This is a genomic window from Olsenella absiana (assembly GCF_036408855.1).
In the GTDB taxonomy this organism is placed as follows: Bacteria; Actinomycetota; Coriobacteriia; order Coriobacteriales; family Atopobiaceae; genus Olsenella_K; species Olsenella_K absiana.
The window spans coordinates 1-22,272 of the sequence record NZ_JAZGJQ010000001.1; the positions used below are offsets into that span (position 1 = coordinate 1).

The 22,272-nt window shown below is 69.8% G+C and carries 15 protein-coding genes; 6 read left to right on the plus strand and 9 right to left on the minus strand.

From position 1 onward, the window contains the following. Window positions 1–335: 335 nt before the first annotated feature. From VXJ25_RS00005 to VXJ25_RS00015, 3 genes are all read left to right on the plus strand, one after another. Window positions 336–980 (plus strand): MBL fold metallo-hydrolase, encoded by a 645-nt coding sequence (locus VXJ25_RS00005; protein ID WP_330957148.1) that lies wholly within the window; start codon window positions 336–338, stop codon window positions 978–980. A gap of 159 nt (window positions 981–1,139) precedes the next feature. Continuing rightward, window positions 1,140–3,152 carry a L,D-transpeptidase gene (locus tag VXJ25_RS00010; RefSeq protein ID WP_330957149.1) on the plus strand — a complete coding sequence of 671 codons (2,013 nt, stop codon included), beginning with the start codon at window positions 1,140–1,142 and terminating at the stop codon, window positions 3,150–3,152. Between the two features lie 675 nt (window positions 3,153–3,827). After that, on the plus strand, window positions 3,828–4,508 hold the full coding sequence (locus tag VXJ25_RS00015) for a hypothetical protein (RefSeq protein WP_330957150.1): 681 nt from the start codon (window positions 3,828–3,830) through the stop codon (window positions 4,506–4,508). Window positions 4,509–4,606: 98 nt separating this feature from the next. Here VXJ25_RS00015 and VXJ25_RS00020 read toward each other — a convergent pair whose 3' ends face one another. From VXJ25_RS00020 to VXJ25_RS00050, 7 genes are all read right to left on the minus strand, one after another. Next, entirely contained in the window at window positions 4,607–6,028 is a 1,422-nt protein-coding gene (locus VXJ25_RS00020; RefSeq protein WP_330957151.1) for a DUF349 domain-containing protein, read from the minus strand. A gap of 360 nt (window positions 6,029–6,388) precedes the next feature. Further along, a complete protein-coding gene (gene trxA / locus VXJ25_RS00025; RefSeq protein ID WP_330957152.1) occupies window positions 6,389–6,700 on the minus strand; it encodes a thioredoxin in 312 nt (103 codons plus the stop codon). Window positions 6,701–6,866: 166 nt separating this feature from the next. Further along, entirely contained in the window at window positions 6,867–8,021 is a 1,155-nt protein-coding gene (gene leuB, locus VXJ25_RS00030; RefSeq protein ID WP_330957153.1) for a 3-isopropylmalate dehydrogenase, read from the minus strand. Window positions 8,022–8,023: 2 nt separating this feature from the next. Then, on the minus strand, window positions 8,024–8,527 hold the full coding sequence (gene leuD / locus VXJ25_RS00035; protein ID WP_330957154.1) for a 3-isopropylmalate dehydratase small subunit: 504 nt from the start codon (window positions 8,525–8,527) through the stop codon (window positions 8,024–8,026). A 39-nt stretch (window positions 8,528–8,566) separates the two neighbouring features. Further along, window positions 8,567–9,832 carry a 3-isopropylmalate dehydratase large subunit gene (gene leuC, locus VXJ25_RS00040; protein WP_330957155.1) on the minus strand — a complete coding sequence of 422 codons (1,266 nt, stop codon included), beginning with the start codon at window positions 9,830–9,832 and terminating at the stop codon, window positions 8,567–8,569. A 90-nt stretch (window positions 9,833–9,922) separates the two neighbouring features. Beyond that, window positions 9,923–11,473, minus strand: a complete 1,551-nt coding sequence (locus tag VXJ25_RS00045) for a 2-isopropylmalate synthase (RefSeq protein WP_330957156.1) — start codon at window positions 11,471–11,473, stop codon at window positions 9,923–9,925. Between the two features lie 457 nt (window positions 11,474–11,930). Then, window positions 11,931–13,817 (minus strand): elongator complex protein 3, encoded by a 1,887-nt coding sequence (locus tag VXJ25_RS00050; RefSeq protein WP_330957157.1) that lies wholly within the window; start codon window positions 13,815–13,817, stop codon window positions 11,931–11,933. A 66-nt stretch (window positions 13,818–13,883) separates the two neighbouring features. Here VXJ25_RS00050 and VXJ25_RS00055 point away from each other — a divergent pair, with 66 nt between their 5' ends. Continuing rightward, window positions 13,884–14,744, plus strand: coding sequence for a class I SAM-dependent methyltransferase (locus VXJ25_RS00055; protein ID WP_330957158.1), 861 nt, complete (start codon window positions 13,884–13,886; stop codon window positions 14,742–14,744). A gap of 157 nt (window positions 14,745–14,901) precedes the next feature. Here the strand turns inward: VXJ25_RS00055 and VXJ25_RS00060 are convergent, their stop codons facing one another. Then, window positions 14,902–17,925, minus strand: coding sequence for a hypothetical protein (locus VXJ25_RS00060; RefSeq protein ID WP_330957159.1), 3,024 nt, complete (start codon window positions 17,923–17,925; stop codon window positions 14,902–14,904). Window positions 17,926–18,007: 82 nt separating this feature from the next. Further along, window positions 18,008–20,125: an efflux RND transporter permease subunit gene (locus VXJ25_RS00065; RefSeq protein ID WP_330957160.1), complete on the minus strand. Its 2,118-nt coding sequence runs from the start codon at window positions 20,123–20,125 to the stop codon at window positions 18,008–18,010. Between the two features lie 309 nt (window positions 20,126–20,434). Here VXJ25_RS00065 and VXJ25_RS00070 point away from each other — a divergent pair, with 309 nt between their 5' ends. Together VXJ25_RS00070 and VXJ25_RS00075 are read left to right on the plus strand one after the other, a co-directional pair. Then, window positions 20,435–21,187 carry a TetR/AcrR family transcriptional regulator gene (locus VXJ25_RS00070; protein WP_330957161.1) on the plus strand — a complete coding sequence of 251 codons (753 nt, stop codon included), beginning with the start codon at window positions 20,435–20,437 and terminating at the stop codon, window positions 21,185–21,187. Window positions 21,188–21,338: 151 nt separating this feature from the next. After that, window positions 21,339–21,740: a hypothetical protein gene (locus VXJ25_RS00075; protein ID WP_330957162.1), complete on the plus strand. Its 402-nt coding sequence runs from the start codon at window positions 21,339–21,341 to the stop codon at window positions 21,738–21,740. The last annotated feature ends 532 nt before the right edge of the window (window positions 21,741–22,272 follow it).

Sequence of the window (22,272 nt, forward strand, 5' to 3'; positions counted from 1 at the left end):
TACGTGGCGGACGGGAACTGGGGCAAGAGGAGGTACCTCGACATGTCGTTGCTGGACCACTGGGACGAGAGGAGCGTTAGCACGGACTAGGAAGCCGCAAGCAAGTCCTGCCGACATAGGGGGTCAGAAGACATTTGCGAAAGATACTTGACGGAACCGCGCCCGGCTCGGGGGCGCGCCCAGCGGGCGACCGCCCCGAGGCCGGGCCCGGAGGGCGACCGCCCGCCTACGGGAGCGGTCCGGACGGCCACAGGTGACGTATACCTCTGCATATATCACGTCCTTGTCCCATCTGGCCGCCCAGCCGAGCAGGGCGGCTCACAGAGGAGGAGAGCATGGCCGAGCTTCTCTACCAGGGTCACGGCAGCCTGCGCCTGACGAGCGCCGCGGGCACCGTCGTCTACGTCGACCCCTACATGGACCCCACCGGCGCCAAGGGCACGAGCACCTACGGCGTCTCGGCGGACCTCATCCTGGTGACGCACCAGCACTACGACCACACCGCGACCGACCTGCCCGCGCGCAAGCCGGGCTGCGTCGTGTGGGAGAACTTCGACCTGCACCCCAGGCGCGGGGAGTACCTCAGGCGCTCCCTCGCGGACGTCACGGTCCAGGCCACGGTCGCCTTCAACGAGAACCACCCAATCGACGAGTGCGTCGGCTACCTCGTGTGGATGGACGGCGTGCTCGTCTACTGCGCGGGCGACACCTCGGAGACGCGCCAGATGAGCCTCACGCTGTCCGGCATGGGGATAGACTATGCCCTGCTGCCCGGGGACGGCATCTACAACATGGACGTCGCGGGCGCCGCCGCGTGCGCGCGCGTCATCGGGGCCAAGCACAACATCCCCATCCACCTGAAGCCGGTCGTTCCCTACGGGGAGGAGCAGGCCGAGAAGTTCGCGCGGCTCGCGCCCAACCCGCTGCTGCTGCGCCCGGGCGAGAGCCTGAGCCTGGAGGGCTCGGGGGCGAGGCCCTAGCGCTCGGCGCGGCCCGTCGCAGGCCACGGCAGCCGTGCGGTTCTGTGCATCGTTTGATGTTCGGCCAGGCGATTTCCCATCGGGTAGGATGGGGAAGCATGACCCGATCCGCAGCGGGCGGGACGCAGCCCCGCCACAGGGTACCCGAGGGAGCGCGCTTTGACGGACAAGGACACAGGCAGGCCCGAGGATGCCCTCGGTGCCTCCGGCACGGGGGAGCCCGAGGCCCCCGGGGACGACCCGCTGGGCGACACCGCCGACCTCTCGCAGGTCATCGAGGCGGAGACGACCATCCCGCTTCCCCGGCTCGACCGCAGGACGATGGCACGCTACCGCCGTGCGACGGCGGGCCCCAAGTCGCCCGGCGCCGTCCCCCAGTGGCTCCAGGCCATCCGCGGCACCTCGACGAGGCCCGTCGCGGACGAGGCCGCCGAGGCGCCCGCGCCAGAGGTGGGGCCTGAGTCCGTGCAGGGGCCCGAGCCGGAGCTTGAGGCGGAGCCCGAGCAGGAGCCTGAGGCGGAGCCGGAGCCCGGACCGGAGCCTGAGGCGGAGTTCGAAGCGGGGCCCGAGCCGGAGTCCGAACTGGAGCTGGAGCCCGAAGCGGGGCCCGAGCCGGAACCCGAGCAGGAGCCCGAGGCGGAGCCGGAACCCGAGCCGGAGACCTCGGCCGAGTCCGAGGTCATCGAGCCCTCGGAGGGCGCTCCGCGCATCGACGCCGACTACCTGGGCGACGAGTGCCCCCTCGTCACGGAGGAGCAGGCCGCGGAGCCCACGAGGCGCGAGACCTCGAGGAGGAACCGGAGGGTCGCGGGTGGCGTCGCCGCCGTCTGCGCCGTCGTGGGCGCCTACGTAGGCGGCGCGCTCTTCTACTCCTCGCACTTCTTCCCCAACACGACGCTGAACGGCCGCGATGTCTCCGGCCAGTCCGCCGAGGAGGTCGTCGCGACCATCTCGCGAGAGGCGGGGGCCTACGCGATCAGCGCTGCGGAGGGCGACTTCACGCTCACGGTTACGGGTGCCCAGGTCGGCCTCGCGCGGGACGGCGCGGCGCTCACGGGCGAGGCGCTCTCCAGGGAGAACGCGCTCGCCTGGCCGGTCGAGGCTTTCCGCAGGCACACCTACGTAGGCGACGAGGGCGTGAGCTTCGACGCCGACGCGCTCGCGTCCGTGGTGGAGGGAGCGGTCGAGTCTTACAACGAGTCCAGCATGGACGAGACCGACGCCCACGTCACCTTCGACGCCGCGAGCGGGAGCTACGTGGTGAGCGGCAGCGTCTCGGGCACCGTGCTCGACCCAGAGGCCGTGACGCGCGCGTTCGAGGCGGGCGTGGGGTCGCTCTCCGAGACCGTTGAGCTCGACCCCGCCGAGGTCGAGCGGCCGGCGACGCTCGATGACTGCGAGAGCCTCCACGAGGCCGCCGACGCCATCAACCGCGTGCGCACGGGTGAGCTGGAGATCACCTCGGACGGGGAGACCAAGTACAAGGTGACGACGTCGCTCAGACGCTGGGTCTCGATCGAGGACGACAGGGTCAGCGTGGACGAGGATGCCGTGCGCACCTACCTCACGTACTACGTGAAGCCCTACTTCGCCTCGTCCGACGACGAGAACGACTACAGCCTGGACGTCGACGGGCTCGCGGAGCTGATGTCAGATCACCTGGCCCAGGGCGACCTCGACCCCATCGAGGCACCGCTGGTCTCCAAGAGGAACTCGTCGGGCCTCTCCAAGGACGCCGCCTGGGCGAAGGGGGGCTGGGACCCGTCGCGCGGCCGCTACGTGGACGTCGACCTCGACGCGCAGTACGCGCGCCTCTTCGACGCGGACGGCACCTGCGTCTGGGAGTCCGCCTTCGTCTCCGGTGACGCAAGCGAGGGGAGGGACACCCCCACGGGGACGTACGAGGTCAACGGCAACAAGACCACGGACACGGTCCTGGTCGGCGGCGACGAGGACGGCGACGGCCAGCCGGACTACCAGAGCTTCGTCAGCTACTGGATGCCCTTCATCGGCAACGCCTACGCCCTGCACGACGCGTCCTGGCGCTCGACCTTCGGCGGCGAGATCTACAAGACCAACGGGAGCCACGGTTGCATCAACCTGCCCGTCGCCAGGGCCGCCGAGCTCTACGGGCTCCTGCACGTGGGGGACGTCGTCTGGGTCCACAAGTAGGCCGGGGTACTCGAGCGGGCGCGCCGTCCACGGAGGAAATGCCACCGTCCGCGCGAGCGGGCGGCGTCGATGAATGAGGGCGGCCACAACGGGTATATGAAAGGCAGTAACAGAAGCGCAGCCCCAAGAGGGGTTGCCCGACCGAGGGAGGCGATGCCGATGGACACAGAGGAGATAGAAAGGTTTGGCTCTGTGGTAGTCGTCGCGTGTCCCGCCTCTGATTTCTAAGCCTGCGGTACTTGGCTTCAATACGCGATACGAGATCGCGATAGTCGAGAGACAGGCGGAAGAACCGGCGCACCAGCAGAGGGAGCGTCACCCGATGAGACGCTGTCTTACAATCGAATAGCCGGAAGCAGCGCATTGTTAGGCGCAAGGCAGAAGTTCGAGGACCAGATTCGAGTCGTGAGTCCAATGAACAGCTAAGAATGACGGCGGGGCACCGGGAGGTGCCCCGCTTCTTTTGTGCGTACTCGTCCGACGACCTGCGCGCACCTGGCGCGGAGTGCCCGGGTGTCCGGCGTGGAGTTCGTGTGCGCATCCGGGAGTCGAGGTCCGTCTGGACGCGACGTCCACATCGCGCGGGTAGAACAAGATGCATGAACTTCCGACGATGCGCCGGTAGCCGCTGCGCTCCGTTGCATCGCTCATCTATCGGACCGACGATGGAGGCACATGGCAGCCACCCCCAGCCCTCGCAAGTCCCTTTCGCGCGTCCTGCTCGCAGGCGCGCTCGCGCTCTCCCTCGCGCCCCTCGGCCCCCTCGTCCAGGCCCAGGCGACGCAAGGTTCCCGCGATCCGCAGGCGACGCAGGGAGAGGGGGGTGCGACGGCGGACGAGGTCGCCTCCTCGGGCGCGCTGCAGGTGGTAGACGTCGCCGGCGACCTGGCCCAGGGTGCACGGGACGCCTACTTTGCCAAGGTCGAGGCGCGGCGCGAGCGGGACGAGGCGGCTGCCGCCGAGCGCGAGAAGGACGAGGAGCTCGCCACGTGGACGGCGCGCATAGACGCCTACCTCGCGGGGTCCCCGCTCGAGGGCTACGGCGAGACGTTCGCGAGGTCGGCGCTTGCGGCCGGCGTGGACCCGAGGCTCTCGCCCGCGATCGCCGAGGTGGAGAGCGGCAAGGGGTCGGTCTGCTACGCGTCACATAACGCCTGGGGCTGGGGCGGCATCGGCTGGTCCGACTGGGAGAGCGCCATCCGGGCGCACGTCTCGGGCATGGCTGCGTCCTACTCCTCCGCGATGGCGGAGGGAGGTTACGGCCTCACGGCGAGCAGGTCCATGGCGGCGCGCTACTGCGGCGCCTCTGCGGACGCCTGGTACCAGCAGGTGAGCGCCGCGATGGAGAGGATCTAGCGGGGGGCGTCCGGCCGGCCTTGCCGCCCAGATTGCCGAGAGGGCCCCAGCCGACCGAGGTCGGCTGGGGCCCTCCGCCTGCCCGACGTCCTTCTCGCCTACTTGAGCTTCTGCTCGATGTCTGCGACCTGGCGCTCGAGCTCGGCGATGCGCTCCTTCTTCTCGTCTATCCAGCCGGCCCACTCGTTGAGCCTGGACTCGCTGACCATCACCGTCGCGTGGTCGATCCTGCTCTGCAGGCGCTCGATCTGGTCGTTCAGGCTCGCGATCTGCCCGCGCTTGCGCTCGAGCGCCTCCTGGGTCTTCTGGAGCCACTGCGCGTGGCGCTCGTCGTTGTGGGCGCGCCTCGCGTCCCAGAACGACTCCTTGGCCGTGCGGAACTCGTCCCACAGGGCGTCGTTCCTGGCACTGCCGGCGTAGCCCAGGGCCTTCCACCTCACGTCGAGGTCGCGCATCTGTTGGGTGGCCTCGGCGGAGTAGTCCTCGGCCGCGGCGATGCGCCGCGCGGTCTCGATGAGCTCCTGCTTGCCTGCGGCGTTGGCGTCCTGCTGCGCCTCGACCTCCTCGTGGTGGGCGTGCTGGGCGTCGAAGAACTTCTGCCTCAGCCCGTTGAACTCGTTCCAGAGCCTGTCGGAGTCCTCGCGGTCGACCGGTCCGACCTGCTTCCATGCGCCCATGAGGTCGCGCATGCGGGCGTTGGCCTCCTTCCACTGCCTCGGCGACCAATCGGCGGTGGGCTGGACGACCTCGCGGGCCTCTGCGATGAGGGCCTGCTTGGCCTTCTTGTTGGCGGCGTGCTCGGCGCGCATCTGCTGGTAGTGCTCCGAGCGATGGTTGTAGAAGGCGTGCTGGTAGGAGTTGTACTGCTCCCAGAGGCGCTCGTCCTCCTCGTGGCCGGCGGACCCCGCCGCCTTCCACTGGTCCATGAGCTCGTGGAACCTCTCCGCCGTGGCCTTCCACTCGGTGGAGTCGGCGAGGGACTTGGCCTGTCCTATGAGGGCGCGCTTCCTCTCGGCCGTCTCCTCGCGGGCGGAGGAGCGCCTGTCGTAGAAGGCCTTGCGCCGGGACTGGAACTCCTCCCAGAGCTCGTCCTCGCGCGGCGTGTGCCAGTTGGGCGTGGCGCGCCACTCGTCCATCGTCTGGCGCAGGACGCTTCCGCCGCCGTGGTAGTCCCCGCCGTCGAGGAGCTGCTGCATGCGCTCGACGAGGCCCTCCTTCTTGGCGATGTCCGCCTCGAGGACGGGCCTCGGGTCCGTGGCCATCCCGAAGCCGAACTCGGTGCCGCCACCCTCCGACGCCGGGCGCCTCCAGGAGAGCAGGCGGTACTCGCCTGCCACCTCGAGGGCCGCCCAGGTGCCGTGGCCGTCCTCGTCGCTGCCCTCGGTGGGGGCGACGGGGTTGCCCTCGGCGTCGGTCGCGCCGTAGAGGACCTCGACGAGGGGCGCCCCGAAGGGGGTGTCGTCGTGCCGGACTACCTTGGCGTTCTCGTCGTCGAAGGTGGGGATGGTGTTCCAGTTCATCTGTCTAGCTCCCTGGTCTCGGGGCCAGCGCCGGACGGGCCCGGTGGGGGGCGCGCCGTCCCGCGCCGGGCGGGGACTCGCGCTGGGCGATTAGGTTATCACGGGACGATGTCAGCCCAACATCATAGTGTTCGGACGCGTCGGCCATCGGTGGTTGGCGTTTCGCAGTGCGCGTGAGGTGCGGATTCCTCGGTCAGACGACTTCGGGGGGCGCGCTGGCGGAGAAGGGCTTGCGGGGGGCGCTGCCGGCGCCGGGCCCGCGCGGGCGCTCCTCGCGCGGGCCCCGCATACGGGCAGGGGCCGGGCCGCGACCTTTGCCACGACCCGGCCCCTGCCGGATGACCCCGCCTCGCCTGAGCGTCAGTCGAGCATGGAGAGGATGACGTCCTTGGGCTGAGCGCCCACCTTGCTGGCCTTGATCTGACCGCCCTCGAAGACGAAGAGGGAGGGGATGCTCATGACCCTGAACTTGCGCGCGAGCTCGGGCTCCTCGTCGACGTTGACCTTGCCGACCTTGGCCCTGCCGGCCACCTCGCCCGCGATCTCCTCGATCACCGGGCCGAGCGCGCGGCACGGGCCGCACCAGGGCGCCCAGAAGTCGACCAGGACCGGGACGTCGGACTGGAGGACTTCCTTCTCGAAGTTGTCGATGGTGATGGTTACCTCTGCCATGGTGACCCTCGCTTCCTGCCCGCGGTCGCGGGCTTCGCTTTCTCTCATGCCCCCATTATGCCCAGCGGCGCGGGATTATATGCTACCGAGACGCAGACATTCGGTCTGCACGAGGCCTCCACGACCCGGGCCGCCGGGGCGCGACGTCCCGGCGGCCCGGGCGGCGCTAGCGACCCTGGCGCGTCGCGCGCGCCTCGAAGGCCTCGATGAGCCTGTCGCCCATCTGGCTGGTCGAGAGGCGACGCTCCTCGGGCGTGGTCTCCTCGGCGATGTCGGCCGTGCGCCAGCCGGCGGCGAGCACGTCGTCGACGGCGCCGGCGAGGGCGTCTGCGGCCTCGTCCATGCCGAAGCTGTAGCGGAGCATGAGTTCTACGGAGAGGACCTGGGCGATCGGGTTGGCGATGCCCCTGCCCGCGATGTCGGGCGCCGAGCCGTGGCTTGGCTCGTAGAGCGCGGTGCCGTCGCCGAGGGAGGCGGAGGCGAGCATGCCAAGCGAGCCCGTGAGCATGCTCGCCTCATCGGAGAGGATGTCGCCGAAGGTGTTCTCGGTCACCATCACGTCGAACTGGGCCGGCCGGGCCACGAGCTGCATGGCCGTGTTGTCGACGAGCATGTCCTCGCTCTCGACGGAGGGGTGCTCAGAGGCGACGCGGTGGGCGACCTCGCGCCACAGGCGGGAGGTCTCGAGCACGTTGGCCTTGTCGACCGAGGTCACGTGGCCGCGGCGGCGCTCCGCGGCGTCGAAGGCCCACCTCACCACGCGCTCGATCTCGAGCTCGCTGTACTCCATGGAGTCGAGCGCCGTGTCGCCAGCGCCGCCGCCCATGGCCGCGCCCGGCACGTCGTGGTTGCGCTCGTGCCTGCCGAAGTAGAGGCCGCCCGTGAGCTCGCGCACGATGAGGACGTCGACCCCCTTGAGGAGCTCGGGCTTGATCGAGCTCGCCTGGGCGAGCGCGTCGTAGACGCGCACCGGGCGCAGGTTGAGGTAGAGGCCCAGCTGCTTGCGGATGGCGAGGAGCCCCTGCTCGGGCCTGACGGCGCCCGGCGTGGTGTCGTTCCACTTGGGGCCGCCCACCGCGGCCAGAAGGACCGCGTCAGCCGCGCGCGCGGCCTCGAGGGTCTCGTCGGGCAGGGCGGAGACGGGGCCGCCCGCGGCGCGGGTGGCGTCGATGGCGGCGCCGCCGATCAGGTGGTCCTCGCAGGCGAACTCGACGTCGTACGCCCTGCCGACGCTGGCGAGCACGCGCTTGGCCTCGGCCATGATCTCCGGGCCGATCCCGTCGCCCGGAAGCGTGACGATCCTGTAGGTCCTGCTCGCCATGGCTAGGCCTCCCTCTCGGCGAGGAGCTTCCTGGTCCTCGCGACCAGGCCGCCCTCGTTGATGATCTCCTGGATGAACGGCGGGAACGGCTGTGCCTGGAAGCTCTTGCCGCTCGTCTCGTCGCGCACGACGCCCGTGTCGGCGTCGACGCTCACGACGTCACCGTCGGCGATGGCGTCGACGGCCTCGGGGCACTCGATGATCGGCAGGCCGATGTTGATGGCGTTGCGGTAGAAGATGCGCGCGAAGCTCTTCGCGATCACGACGGAGACCCCTGCCGCCTTGATGGCCACGGGCGCGTGCTCGCGGGAGGAGCCGCAGCCGAAGTTCTCCTCGGCGACGATGACGTCGCCGGGCCGGACGCGCTCGCGGAAGGTGGCGTCCAGGTCCTCGAGGCAGTGGGCGGCGAGCTGGGCGGGGTCGGAGGTGTTGAGGTAGCGCGCGGGGATGATGACGTCGGTGTCGACGTCGCGCCCGTAGCGGAAGGCGTTGCCCTTGAACTGCATGTTCTTCTCCTTTGTGGGTGGGTGCCTAAGGTGGCGCGCCTAGTCGAGGTCGTCCGGCAGCGCGATGTGGCCGGCCACGGCCGAGGCGGCTGCGACGGCGGGGCTGGCGAGGTAGACCTCGCTGGTCGGGTCGCCCATGCGGCCCACGAAGTTGCGGTTGGTCGAGCTCACGCAGCGCTCGCCGGCCGCGAGGATGCCCATGTAGCCGCCGAGGCAGGGGCCGCAGGTCGGCGTCGAGACCACGCAGTGGGCGTCGATGAAGACGTCCATGAGGCCCTCGTGCACGCACTGCAGCCACACGCCCTGGGTCGCGGGGATGACGATGCAGCGGACGGATGGGTCGACGGTCCGGCCGCGCAGGACGTCGGCCGCCGCGCGCATGTCCTCGATGCGCCCGTTGGTGCACGAGCCGATGACGGCCTGGTCGATGGTGATGTGGCGGCTCTCGGCCACGGGGTGGGTGTTGCTCGGGAGGTGCGGCCAGGAGACCTGCGGCACGATGTCGGCGGCGTCGATGTGGATGACCTTCTTGTAGGTGGCGTTCGCGTCCGCGTGGTACTCCTTGTACGGGCGCTCGCAGCGCCGGGCGAGCCAGGCGCGCGCGACGTCGTCCACCTCGAAGAGGCCCGCCTTGCCGCCAGCCTCGATCGCCATGTTGGCGATGGTCAGGCGCCCCTCGACGGAGAGGGAGTCGACGGTCGAGCCGGCGAACTCCATGGCGCAGTAGAGCGCGCCGTCCACGCCGATCTTGCCGATCACGTAGAGGATGACGTCCTTGGCGCTGGCGCCGGCCGGCAGCTCGCCGTCAATCTCGAAGCGGATGGTCTCCGGCACCTTGAACCAGGCGCGGCCGGTCGCCATGCCCACGCCCGCGTCCGTGGAGCCCACGCCGGTCGAGAAGGCGCCGATGCCGCCGTAGGTGCAGGTGTGGGAGTCAGCGCCGATGACGAGGTCGCCGGGGCCCACGATGCCCTTCTCGGGGAGAAGGGCGTGCTCGATGCCCATGCATCCCTGCTCGAAGTAGTGGGTGATGCCCATCTCGTGCGCGAAGTCGCGCGTGACCTTGGTCTGCTCCGCGCTCTTGATGTCCTTGTTGGGGGAGTAGTGGTCGGGTACGAGGAAGATCCTCTCGCGGTCCCACACGCCTGCCCCCAGCTCGCGGACCGTCTTGATCGCGATGGGCGCGGTGATGTCGTTGGCGAGCACGCCGTCCAGGTCGCACTCGATGAGCTGGCCGGGGACCACCTCGTCGAGGCCTGCGTGGTCGGCGAGGATCTTCTCGGCCATGGTCATGGGTCTAGTCATGTCGTCCCTCTCTAGGTGGGGCGGCGCCGCCCTCGGAGCGGCGCCGCCCTGCTGCCTCCCGGTGCCTGCCAGGCCCGGGCGTCCGTCGTGCTACCTCGCCTGCGCGCCCTTGTCCTCGCGCGAGCGCTGCGTCGAGATCATGCGGTTGATCGCGTTGACGTAGGCCTTGGCGGAGGACACGACGATGTCGTTGTCCGAGCCACGGCCGGTGAAGACGCGGCCGTCGTCGGCCTGGATGCGCACCGTGACCTCGCCGAGGGCGTCGATGCCGCGGGTGACCGCCTTGACTGCGAACTCCTGCAGGTCGCCGTGGATGGCGACGACCTCGTCGATGGCCTTGTAGGCGGCGTCGACGGGGCCGGTGCCGGTGGCGCAGACCACGTGCTGGGCGCCGACCTCGTCGGTGATCGTGGCGGTGGCGGTGGGCACCAGCGGATCGCCGCAGGTGACCTGCAGCGCGTCCAGGGTGTAGACGGCGCTCACCTCGCGCTGGCGCTCCTGCACCATCGACTCCAGGTCCTCGTCGTAGACCTCCTTCTTCTGGTCCGCGATCTCGAGGAAGCGCTTGTAAATGTCGTCGTACTCGTCCTCGGAGAAGGTGTAGCCGAGCTCGGCGAGGCGGTGCTTGAGCGCCGCGTGGCCGCTGCGCGCGGAGAGGATGATCTCGGAGCCCGCGGCGCCCACGTCCTCGGGGTTGATGATCTCGTAGGTGTCGCGTGCCTTGAGCACGCCGTCCTGGTGGATGCCGGAGGAGTGCGCGAAGGCGTTGGCGCCCACGATGGCCTTGTTGGCCTGTACGTTCATGCCGGTGATGCGGCTGACGAGGTGGCTCGCGCGGGTGAGCTCCTGCGTGACCACGCCGGTGTGGGCGTCGAGCTCGTCGCCGTGCATCTTGATGGCCATGACGACCTCCTCGAGCGCGGTGTTGCCGGCGCGCTCGCCCAGGCCGTTGATCGTGCACTCGATCTGCGTGGCGCCGTTCTTGACGCCGGCCAGGGCGAGAGCCGTGGCCATGCCGAGGTCGTTGTGGGTGTGGACGGAGATCGTCACGTTCTCGATGCCGCGCACGTTGTCGGCGAGGCCCTTGATGCGGGCACCGAAGTCATCGGGCATCTGGTAGCCGGTGGTGTCGGGGATGTTGACGACGGTGGCGCCGGCGTCGACGGCCGCCTGGATCACGCGCTCGAGGAACTTCTGGTCGGCGCGGCCGGCGTCCTCGGCGTAGAACTCGACGTCCTCGACGTAGCGCTTGGCGTACTTGACGCAGTGGATCGCGCGCTCGACGCACTCGTCCTCGCTGATGCGGAGCTTCTCGCGCAGGTGCTGCGGGGAGACGCCCAGGCCCGTGTGGATGCGCGGGCGCTTGGCGGTCGAGAGGGCCTCGGCCGCGCGGTCGATGTCCTTGTCGACGGCGCGCGTCAGGCCGACGACGACCGCGTCGTCGCCCGCCAGGCGGCCGATCTCCTGCACGGAGCGGAAGTCGCCGGGCGAGGAGATGGGGAAGCCCGCCTCGATGACGTCGACGTGCATGCGGAGCAGCTGCTGGGCGATGACGAGCTTCTCCTCGGTGTTCATGGAGGCGCCGGGCGACTGCTCGCCGTCGCGCAGGGTGGTGTCGAAGATGTCGATCTTGCGAGTCATGGCAGATCCTCTCGGTCGTGGTCCTCTTGGGTTCGTGGCCGAGGGACGTGCGTCTTCTACGGTGAGGTTGCGAGGGATGGGTGGTGCTGGCCGCTTGGTGCCTGCCCGGGGCGGGGCGCTCCGAGTCGTCGCCGCCGGCGAGGTCGTGCTGCAGACGCCTGCCCTAGGGGGCTGGGCGGAGCGCGTGCCGGCGCGCCGGGTCGCTGGGGGACCCTATAGCGCTAGGCGTAGGTCGAGGGAGGCGAGTAGCTGCGCGTGGCGATCGCTCGTGGCGCGACGCGCGCGCCAGGCGGCCTGTGCTATTGCAACCTCAACGTTAGACATGACGTTGTCCCTCGACCGTGTGCATCGGCCCTTCCGATGCGTTGTGGCTAGATTGCCACAGATGCGCTCGGGGCGCCAAAGTGACTTGATTTGGAAACACGGGGGTACCTCGTTTGGAAACGCGGCCGCCGCGCTACGGGCGCGCGCCACGCGCGACCTGCGGCTCGCCGGCGGGGGCCACGGGCGCGGCCGAGAGGTCCCTTCGCTGGTAGAGGCCGTCGTCCACGAAGCCGAGCCCCCTGTAGTAGCCCCGCGTGCCGATGGAGCTGACCACGCAGAGCCCCGCGTAGCCCTCCTCGGCGGCAATGCTCGCGGCGCGCTCGACGAGGGCGCGGCCGAGCCCTCGGTGTTGGGCCGAGGCGTCCGCGCGCCCGAGGTGGGCCGCCTCGCCGTAGACGTGGACCTCCCGGATCATCGCGTCTCCCGGCCTGGTGGCGAGCTCGTCCGTGCGGAGCCGCTCCCACCGGGGCAGGGAGAGGCGCAGGAAGCCGGCGATGCGCCCCTCGGGCGTGACCCATTCGAGGAAGCGCTCACGCGTGACGTCCGTCTCGTAGGGGACGTCGACGAGCTCGAGGCGGGAGAGGTCGACCTCCCTGCGCGCGATCTCCCGGTAGCGGATCTCGCGGACGCGCCGGGAGAGCCCGGAGGCGCGGATCTTCTCGTCCACGAGCTGGCGCAGGTTGGCGTGCTTGTTGCCCACGAGGATGTCGTCCGCGCCTATGTCCCTGATCATGCGGGAGATCCGCATGTAGGGCGGGGTGGCGAGGACGTCTGCCACCAGGACGTCGACGAGCTCCTCCACCGTGTACGGCCGCCATGCGCCGCGGTCGTAGAGGGCGACCAGCCGCGTGCCGGGGACGAGTGCGCACGGGTAGAGCTTGACCTCGTCCGGCCTGAGGGCGGGGTCGGAGACGAGGGCGGAGAAGTCCCGGCGGTCGAGCTCGGGCGTCGCGCCCACGAGGTTGAGCATCAGGTGGGAGTGGATCTTGAAGCCGTAGAGCCTGATCAGGGCGAAGGCGCGCCTGACCTCCTCCAGGCTGGTGTTGCGCCCGTTGGCGGCAAGCGCGTCCTCGCGGGTGCTCTGGACGCCAATCTGGACCTTGGTGCAGCCGAGGCGGCGGAGGAGCCTCAGGCACTCCGGCGTGACGGCGTCGGGGCGGGTCTCCACGACGAGGCCGACCACCCGGTGCGTCGCCCCCTCGTTGCGCGCGTGCTCGCGGGCGAGCTCGTCGAGGGTCGCGGTCTGGCGGGCGAGAAGGGCGCGCGCTCCCTCGGCCGCGCCGTCGCCGCCCGGGCCCCAGAGGCGCCGCACCGCGTCGTTGTAGGAGAGCCTGCCGGCGTCGACCAGCTCCTGCGTCGGGCGGACGCGCTCGGCGAGCTCCTCCGCGTCGTCCGTCAGCCCGGCCTCGCGGTAGAGGGCCCGGAGGCGCTCGGCCTCCCCGTCGCCGCCGGGCCAGTCGTTGACGGCGCGGAAGAGCTCCCGGACGAACCACACCTGGTAGGCGCGCGGGTAGTCGCTCCACGTGCCGCCGAGCACGATGAGCTCGACCTTGTCGGTCGGGTGGCCCATCTGCGAGAGGGCCCTGAGGCGGGCGTGGACCTGGAGGTAGGGGTCGAAGAAGCCCTGCTCCGCCCGGCGGCAGGCGGGCTCGCGGTGGAGGTAGCTCTTGGGCATGCGCACGTCGTTGGGACAGAAGACGCAGCTGCCGGAGCAGGGGGCGGGCCGGGTGAGGACCGTGACGGTCGCGACGCCCGAGGCGGTGCGCCGCGGCTTCAGGCGCAGCGTCTCCACGAGCCGCCGCTCGAGCTCGCAGTCGACTTCCCAGGAGGACCAGCGTGCCGGGTCGGCCTCGCGCACGTGCAGGTAGTAGGGGAGGACCTGGCGCTTGGAGAGGTGGCGCGCGTTGTCGTGGACGCCGCGGTTGTGCGCGCGGATGATGCGGTCGAGCTCCGCCGGGCCGAGGGCGCGGCCGGGCTCGCGGCGCAGGCGTTCGAGTATGTCGAGCAGTAGTTCCTCCATGGGTGTGCATTATAGCGGCCGGCCGCGCCGGCCCGACGCCCGGCGCGGCCTTGCTAGAATCACGTCATGGACGAGAAGAGACAGGGGCGCCGGCCTCCCGGTGCGGGTGGCGACGGGGCGCCGGCGCGGGACATGGGGCGCGACTGCGCCCTGCTGATGGACGAGGTCAACGCCCGCTTCTACAGCGAGCAGGCGACGTCCTTCTCCTCTACGCGCCGATCGCCCTGGCCGGGGTGGCGGCGCTGCCTCGCGGACGCGGGCCTGGCCTCCGGCGCGCCGGGCACGGGTCCGCTCCGGGTGCTCGACGTCGCCTGCGGCAACCTCCGCCTCGCGCGCTTCCTCGCAGACGAGCTTCCCGGGGAGCCCGTGCGCTACCGGGGGGTGGACTCCTGCCCCGAGCTGGCGCGGGGCTGGGCGCCGCCCGCTGGCTGGGAGGCGAGGCTCGTGGGCGCCGACCTCGTCTGCGCCCTCCTCGACGACCGCGCACCCTGCGCCCTGGACGTCGCCCTCGGGGGCGCAGGCGAGCAGGACCTCGTCGCCTGCTTCGGCTTTCTGCACCACGTGCCGACCTTCGCGGCGCGCCTCCGGCTGCTGCGCGCGCTCGCAGCGCGCCTCGCGCCGGGAGGGACCTGCTGCGTCTCCCTCTGGCGCTTCATGAGCGACGCCGGCCTCGCCGAGCGCGCTCGCCGCACGACCGCCGAGGCCGCCTCGGAGCTCGGCCTCGGCGCGGGGTCGCTCGGCGAGGGCGACTACCTGCTCGGGTGGCAGGGGGTGCCCGGCGCCTGGCGCTACTGCCACAGCTTCTCCGGAGACGAGGTGGACGCCCTGGTCTGCGACCTCGGCTGCGGGGTCGAGGTCGCAGACCGCTTCCGCTCCGACGGCCGGACGGGCTCCCTCAACGCCTACCTGGTGCTCAGGAGGCGCTAGGGCCGCGCGTGGGGCGTGCCCGGCTCACCGGGGCCCTAGGCACAGAAAAGGGCCGGTCGGGGGTAGGGTTCCCGGCCGGCCCTGCGCCGTCGGAGGAAGGTGTCCGGCGGCGCGAGACGAGGCGATGCCCAGTGGCGCCTTCGCGCGTCAGGCGAGGCTAGTCGTCCTGCCTGTCATGGGAGAAGAGCGCGGCGAGTCGGTCGAGGAACGACTGGCCCCCCTGGTCGCTCGAGGTGGACGCGGAGTCGTCCGAGGACGCGCCAGTCGTGTCGTCCGGCTTCGAGACGCCGGAGACGACGTAGACGAACTCGACCTCGTTGACGTCGGTGTTGGCGGGGTCGACGAAGGAGTGGAGCTTGTAGCCCCGGCCTAGCTTCTCGTCGATCGTGTCCTGCAGCTTGTCGAGCACCTTCTGGTCCATGCCGTCGACGGAGTCCGCGAGCTGCTGGAGGCCGTCCGAGAGCGTGTTGGAGCCGTCGTAGGCCTGGGAGGTGCCGTCAGCGAGGGTGGCGAGGCCGCTGGAGAGGGTGTCGGCGCCGTCGGCGAGGGTCCCCATGCCGTCGTCGAGCGTCGAGGCGCCGCTCGCGAGCCTTGCGGCGCCGTCGTCGAGCTGCGTGGAGCCTGAGCGCAGCGTGTCGATGCCGGCCTCGAGCGCCTGGGCGCCCTGGGAGAGCTGGCCTGCGCCGGCCGCGGCTGCCTTGGCCTTCTCGTCCACGGTGCTTGCGCCGGCCGCGAGCCTCGCGGCACCGTCGTCGAGCTGGGTCGCGCCCGAGCCGAGGGTGTCGATGCCGCCCTTGAGCTGGCTTGCGCCACCGTCGACCTTCTCCGCGCCCTCGGCGAGGGCGGTCGCTGCGCCGAGCAGGGTGGGGTTGCCGCTGGCGTCGGTCTGCTGCGTGAGGCTGCCCACCAGCTGGGACACGCCGTCGCTCACCTGCTCCGCCCCGCCGGCGAGCTTGTCGAGCTGCCCGGGCATGGACGCCTGCATCTGGGCGAGGCTCTGCTGCGTGCCACCCACGAGGGACTTGGAGTCCTTGACCACGCCCCTGGACTCGGCGAGGATGCCGCTCGCGCTCTGGGTGATCTGGGAGATGCCGCCGGCGCTGGCCTGCAGGCTCTGCAGGTCCTGCGCAAGGGCGCTCGCGTCCGCGGAGAAGGACTGGGCGTCGGCGGAGACGGACTGCGCCGCCTTGGCCGCCGAGCCGACGGACTGGGCCGCCGAGCCGATCTCGCTCGCCGCGCTTCCGATGCCCTGGGCCGCCGAGCCGATCTTCTCGGCCGCGGGGGCAGCCGCGGTGGCCGCGCTCGTGGCCGAGCTCTGGGCGCTCGACGCGTTGGTCTGCGCGGAGCCCAGCGAGCCCTGGGCGCTCTGGATGGCGGCCTTCTGCGCGTCGGTCAGGGTCGGGTCGGAGAGCAGGCCCTGGAGCTGCGAGCTGGCGGCGCTGATGTCGGAGGCGGCGGCGCCGGCGGACTTGGCGGCCGCGGAGGCGCTGCCGGAGACGTCGCCCTGGGCGCTGGCGGCCGCCTGCGCCGTCTGCGCGGCGCCCTGGGCGCTCGCGGCCGCGCTCTGGGCGGAGCTTGCCGCGGAGCCGAGGTCGCTCGAGATGCCCTGGAGGTCGGAGCCGAGCTTCTGGAGGTCCTGAGCGACCTTGGAACCGTCAGCGTTGGCGCTGGTGGCGTAGCCGCCGACGGTCTTCATCGCCTCGGAGCTCTGGGCCTCGAGGGTCGCCACCTCGCCGTCGATGGTGTCGAGGCGGCTGGAGATCTGGTCGAGGCTCGAGCTGGCGGAGCCGAGCATGCTCGGTATCGTGGAGTCGAGGGTGCTCCTCAGCTGCTGGGTGCCCTCGGAGACCGCCGCGGCGCCCTCCTTGAGCTGGTTGAGCTGGCTCACCTGCTGGGAGTCCTGGAGCTTGGCCTTGAGCGCCGCGGCGCCACCCTTGAGCTGGCTCGTGCCCGAGGCGAGCTCGGTCGCGCCCGCGGCGAGCCTGGCGGTGCCGGCGACCGCCTGGGCCGTGCCGTCCTTGAGGTCGCTCGCGCCCTGGGCAACGGGGCTCGTGCCCTGGGCCTGGAGCTGAGAGAGCCCGCTGGCGAGGGAGCCGGCGCCCTGGGTGAGCGTGGCCGACCCGGCGGCGAGCTGCGCCGTGCCGGAGACGGCGGATGCCGTGCCGCCCTTGAGCTCGGCCGCGCCCTCGGCGAGCGCCGCCGACCCGCCCTTGGCGGACGACGCCCCGGAGGCCAGGGACGCCGAGCCCTCGCTCGCGCTGCCGGCCCCGTCGTTGATGAGGCCGAGGGCGGCCGCGAGGGACTTGCCACCGTCGTTGAGCTTGCCGACGCCGCTCTCGAGCTCGCTCGTGGCGTCAGTGAGCTCGGAGGTGTCGTAGTCGTTCACGTCGATGGCGAGCGAGAGGGGCATCGCGCTTATCTGCCAGCCGTCGTACGTGAAGTCCTGGGCGTCGCCGGTGATGTGGTAGTCGCCGTCCGAGCCGGGCAGCACCAGGTAGGTGACGAGGGTGTTGCTGCCGACCTCGGCCGTCGTGGCGTCTTGCGCCTCGTCGAGCCTGAAGTTCGCTTTGGGGAAGGTGCCCTGCGCCTGCAGCAGGAAGCTCTTGGCGAAGTCCGCGGTGGCGGAGTCGTCGTCTGCGCCCTCGACCTTGAGCTCGATGTCGAGCCTGCCGCTCTTGCCCGCGAGGTCGTCGGGCGAGACCTGCTTGCCGTCGAGCGTGTAGGTGAGGCTCACCTTCCAGGGGAGCGCGGTCGTGGAGTCGAGGTCGCCCTGGTAGTAGAAGGGCTTGTCGGCCGTGGTGGTGAGCTGGACCGAGCCGCCCTCGTTCGTCAGCTGCTGGGAGGTCGAGAGGTTCTTGACGCTGGTGTAGGTGCCGGGGTCGGAGACGTCGACGGCGTCCGTGGTGTCGAAGGAGTTGACCACGTAGACGCCCTGGCTCGCGCCGGAGGCGTCGGTCTTGGTGTAGACGATCTCGTTCTTGGCGGACTGGCTGGCGCTGCCGTCCTGGCTCGATGCGTCGGAGGGGCCCGTCGTGGCCTCCTCGGCGAGCGCCTCGACGGCGCCGTAGGGGACGCTCATGGAGAGGCCGAGCGCCGCCGTGATGGCGCCGGCCGCGATCCTCCTGCCGAGGCTGGGGACGCCCGAGAGCTCCTGCATCTTCCTGCCGTTCCTGCTGGTCATCTTGAATCACTCCGTTTCGGGGTCATGTTGCTGTCGTGTGCGCCGCGCGCCCGGGGCTGCCGTGCGCGGGCCTGGGGGCGCGCTAGCGCGCGGCCTCCGGCGCCTGGTCTGCGTCCTTGGGTCCCTTGTCCTCGACGAGGAAGCCGATCTTGTAGCTCGTGTGCCTGACCACCCAGTCGAAGACCTCGAAGAGCAGCGGGAGCACGAAGAAGATCTCGACGACGGAGATGAGGGCTCCGCGGGCGATGAGCATGCCTACCTGCGAGATCATCGGGCTGCTCACGGAGAGGTAGATGCCGAGGCAGGCGAGGATGAGGATGGAGCTCGAGGTCATGATCGGCTGCGCGGTGTGCTCGATCGCGGTGACGGAGGCCTCGCGTTTGCCCATGCGCCGCCGCCTGGCGAGGTACTCCTCGGTGTAGATGATCGCGTAGTCGACGGCCGCGCCGAGCTGCACCGCGTCGATCACGAGGAAGGCGACGAAGTTGATGGTCTCCCCGGTGAAGTAGGGCACCGCCTCGTTGATCCAGATCGAGACCTCGATGGCCGCGATGAGCAGGACGGGGATGGAGACGGACTTGAACATCACGAGCAGGACCGCGCCGATGGCGAGCATGGAGGCCAGCTTGACGGTGAGGTTGTCGGAGGTGGTGACAGAGCGGATGTCGTAGTAGCTCACGGCGTTGCCTACCAGGTGGTAGTCGTCGCCGTAGTGCTCCGAGCAGATCCTGCGCACGGTGTCCACCAGGTCGAAGGCCCCCTTGGACTCGTCCGGGATCTTGGAGGTGAGCACGATGCGGCTGAAGCCGCCGCTCAGGAGCTGCTTGACCTCGGACTCGTCGCCCAGCTCGGAGGGCAGCGCGGAGCTCGCGACCGTGCCGTAGGAGAGCACGCTCTTGGTCGTGGGCAGGCCCTTGAGGTCGTCGACGAGGGCGTTCTCGTCCGACCAGCGGCCCTCGGGCACCATGATGGCCCAAGTCTGGGACTCCCCGAAGGCCTTGTCGATCACGTCGCCGTCGAGCTTGACCTGCGAGGTCGCCGAGATGTTGGAGCTGGAGCCGTAGGTGAAGCTCACGGAGCTGGAGGCGAGGAGCGCCGGCACCGTGCAGACGAGGGCGATGACGAGGGCGGGCACGGCGAAGCGGTGGCAGACGAGCGACATCCGCTTGAAGGACTTGATGAACGGCCTGTGCGTGGTCCTCTCCACCAGGTTGCGCATCATGTAGAGGACGCAGGGCATGAGCAGCGTGATGGAGAAGAACGAGCACACGATGCCCTTGGCGAGCGCGATGCCCATGTCGGCGCCGATCAGGAACTGCATGGCGGCGAGTGAGAGGAACCCGAAGAACGTGACGGCCGCCGAGGAGAGGATGACCGGGAACGACTTGGTCATGGCCTCGACCATGGCCTCGAACTGGTCGTCTGTGTTCTCGCGGCAGCGCCCGAAGTTGGTGAGGAGCACGATCGAGTAGTCCATCGACACCGCGAGCTGCAGCACCGAGGCCACGAGCTGCGTGATCGAGGAGATCGTGCCGCGGAAGATGTTGGTGCCCATGTTGAGGACGATCGCGATGCCTATCGTGAGGAGCATCACGACGGGGTGCAGGTAGCTCGTGGTGTTGAGCATCACGATGAGGAAGACGACCACAACCGCGATCGCCATAATCTTGGTCATGTCGGTGTTGATGGAGGCGAGGTTGGCTGCGTCTGAGACGGCCGAGCCGTCGATGTAGACGCCCTGCGCGCCGTCGAGGCCCTGCGCGATGGCGCGGATGTGGTCGACCTCGGCCTGGTCGGCCTTGGAGGAGAGCACCGCCTGGAAGAGGTAGCCGTCGCCGTCGTACCAGTCCTTGATGGTGTCCTGGTCCTGGACCTCCATCGGCTCGTCGAGGTTGACCTGGCTGCCGAGCCAGGAGACTGAGACGACCGCGTCCTCGTCCTTGAGCTCGTCCGCGAACCTCTCCGCCTCCGGCTGGGAGATGCCCGTCACGTAGACGCGGGCGTCGGGGATGTCATTTCCGTAGACGCCCTTCATGAGCGTGAGGTCCTGGGACGACTTGGCGCTCGTCGGGAGGTAGTCGCTCATGTTGGCGTCGATCACCACCCGCGGGATGCAGGCGAGGTTCACCAGTGTCAGCGCGAGGAAGGCGCAGAGCACGACCACGCGGTGCCTGAGCACCCCCCTGAAGAGTTTCTCCATCGGTTCCTTCCTTTCCTGACCTACCAGAGGGTCCCTACCGACCCTGTCGAACCATGTCGGAGGCCACGTGCGCCAGAGGGGCCGTATCGGTCCTGAAATCAAACCACCTGTACAAACATAGCCACACGTGGCATTTTCGACACTTGTACATTTTTCCGTTTTGTGGGTAGAATCGTTCGAGAACGGAAGAAACGATCAGTTGCCGCCGATATGTGTACGTACCGACACTGTGGGCTGTAAGTGTCCGTTCCTGTGAAGGAGCAGGGGTCGCGCCGGGTGGCGCGCCTCGTAGGAGGGGAAGGCGAGACCATGTCTGAGGACGCGGTCAGCATTGCGGGTCTCGAGAGGTCGTTCGCTGCGGTGAGGTCCGCTGCCCGGTCGCACGCGGACGGGGGCGCGCGCGTCGCCGCCTCCGGGGCGGGCGCAGCAAGGGCCGGGGAGGTGGCGGGCAAGCCGAGGCCCCGCGCCCGCAACCGCAACGCGGAGCGCTCCATCCGCCTGCTCGAGGAGGCCTTCGTGCAGCTCCTCGCGGAGAAACCCTACGACAAGATCACGGTGACCGACGTCACCCGCAGGGCAGACCTCAACAGGGGCACCTTCTACGCGCACTTCTCGAGCATAGAGGCCCTGATGAACCAGCTGATGGACTCCCTCGCCGAGACCCTCTCCAACCTGGTCGAGCAGGTCATGGACCTCTCCTTCGTGGAGGACCCCATGCCGGTCCTGCAACAGATCAGCGGCTTCATCCAGGACAACCGCGACCTCGTGCAGAAGCTCATGGAGTCCCAGAGCCTCTCCGCCTTCACCGGCCCGCTCAAGGGGCGGGTCCGCAGCCAGATCAAGGACTTCCTGGTGAGGCAGTACGCGGACAACGCTGCGCGCACACTCATGGTGGCGGACTACATCTCCTCGGGCCTGCTGGGCACCTACAGCTCCTGGATCAACGGCGAGTACGGCGACATCGGCATCGACGAGATAAACGCCGGGCTGGCAGGCCTCGTGAGCGGGGCGTCCAAGGTGCTCGCGGGCGAGTGCGGCGTCGTGGACGCCGTCGTGCGGTAGGCGGGTCCGGCGGCGCGCCGCCGCCGTGTGCCTTCGAGCCCCCTTCGGCGAGGTGCGCGGAATGGTGGCGGATGCGTGGGCGGGGGGAGGCGCGCCCTGAAGTATCATCGCCCCGTCGGTTCAGCACGTCCTCGGCCGAAAGGGGAAGCACATGAAGGTCACGCTCATCTACAACGACGGGGTCATCGACACCTATGTGACCGCGCAGGACTCGTTCCACTCGACCTCCCACGCGCGGCTCTCGACCTTCGTGGAGGAGGCCAGCGCGGACTTCGAGGAGGACGACGAGAGGCGCACCGTCACCAACATCATGGGGCTCGAGATAACGCCGATCGCGGACCGCACCGACGACGGCTACCCCATCCGTCCGCGCAGGATTGTCGAGATCCAGTTCGAGTCGGACCACGTCCACCATGCGGCTCCGTCTGTCGCGAAGGTCTGCGAGCACACCGAAGGGCTGGAGAGGCTCATCGTGGACGGCGTCGTCGTTTGGGAGGGCAACCCCGGCATCTACCTGCCGGACGACGGCTACGAGGAGGTCGAGTACATCTGATGGCCGTCTGGCGACGAAACCGGACCACCCGCCCCGGGCAGGGGGCTTCGACCCGTCGTACGGGCAGAATGTAGTTGACCAATCGGTTGTCCGCCCGGTGGGCGGCAGACCTAGGAGGTGTTGTCCGATGGGCTCAGACGAGTGTTCTAGCGCGCGCCTGCCCGAGGACGCCTAAGGTCTCTTCCGGCGGCAGACTCTCGCGTGAGTGCCCCGGTCTTCTCCCAGCTCAGACGAGCGACACAGGTGGTTCCGCGAGCAGGCGCGCTTCTTTCGACTGTCCGAATCCTACTTGAGAAAGCTGAGACTAGAGTCGCGTTGCTCGCACGAAGGCGAGCTTTCCATAGCAGGTTGCCGTACCTGCGGGGCGGCACGAGCTGAGGAGGGGAGTCCAAAGGGCTCTGGAGCGGCCCGGAGATGCTGAGACGGGAGCCGCGAGCGACCATCACGAGACGCAGATCTTGGATGTGCAGGCGATCGGGACTCGAGCAACCCGAGCCTAGAAACGTAACAGAGGGCGGGCGGCACACGGACG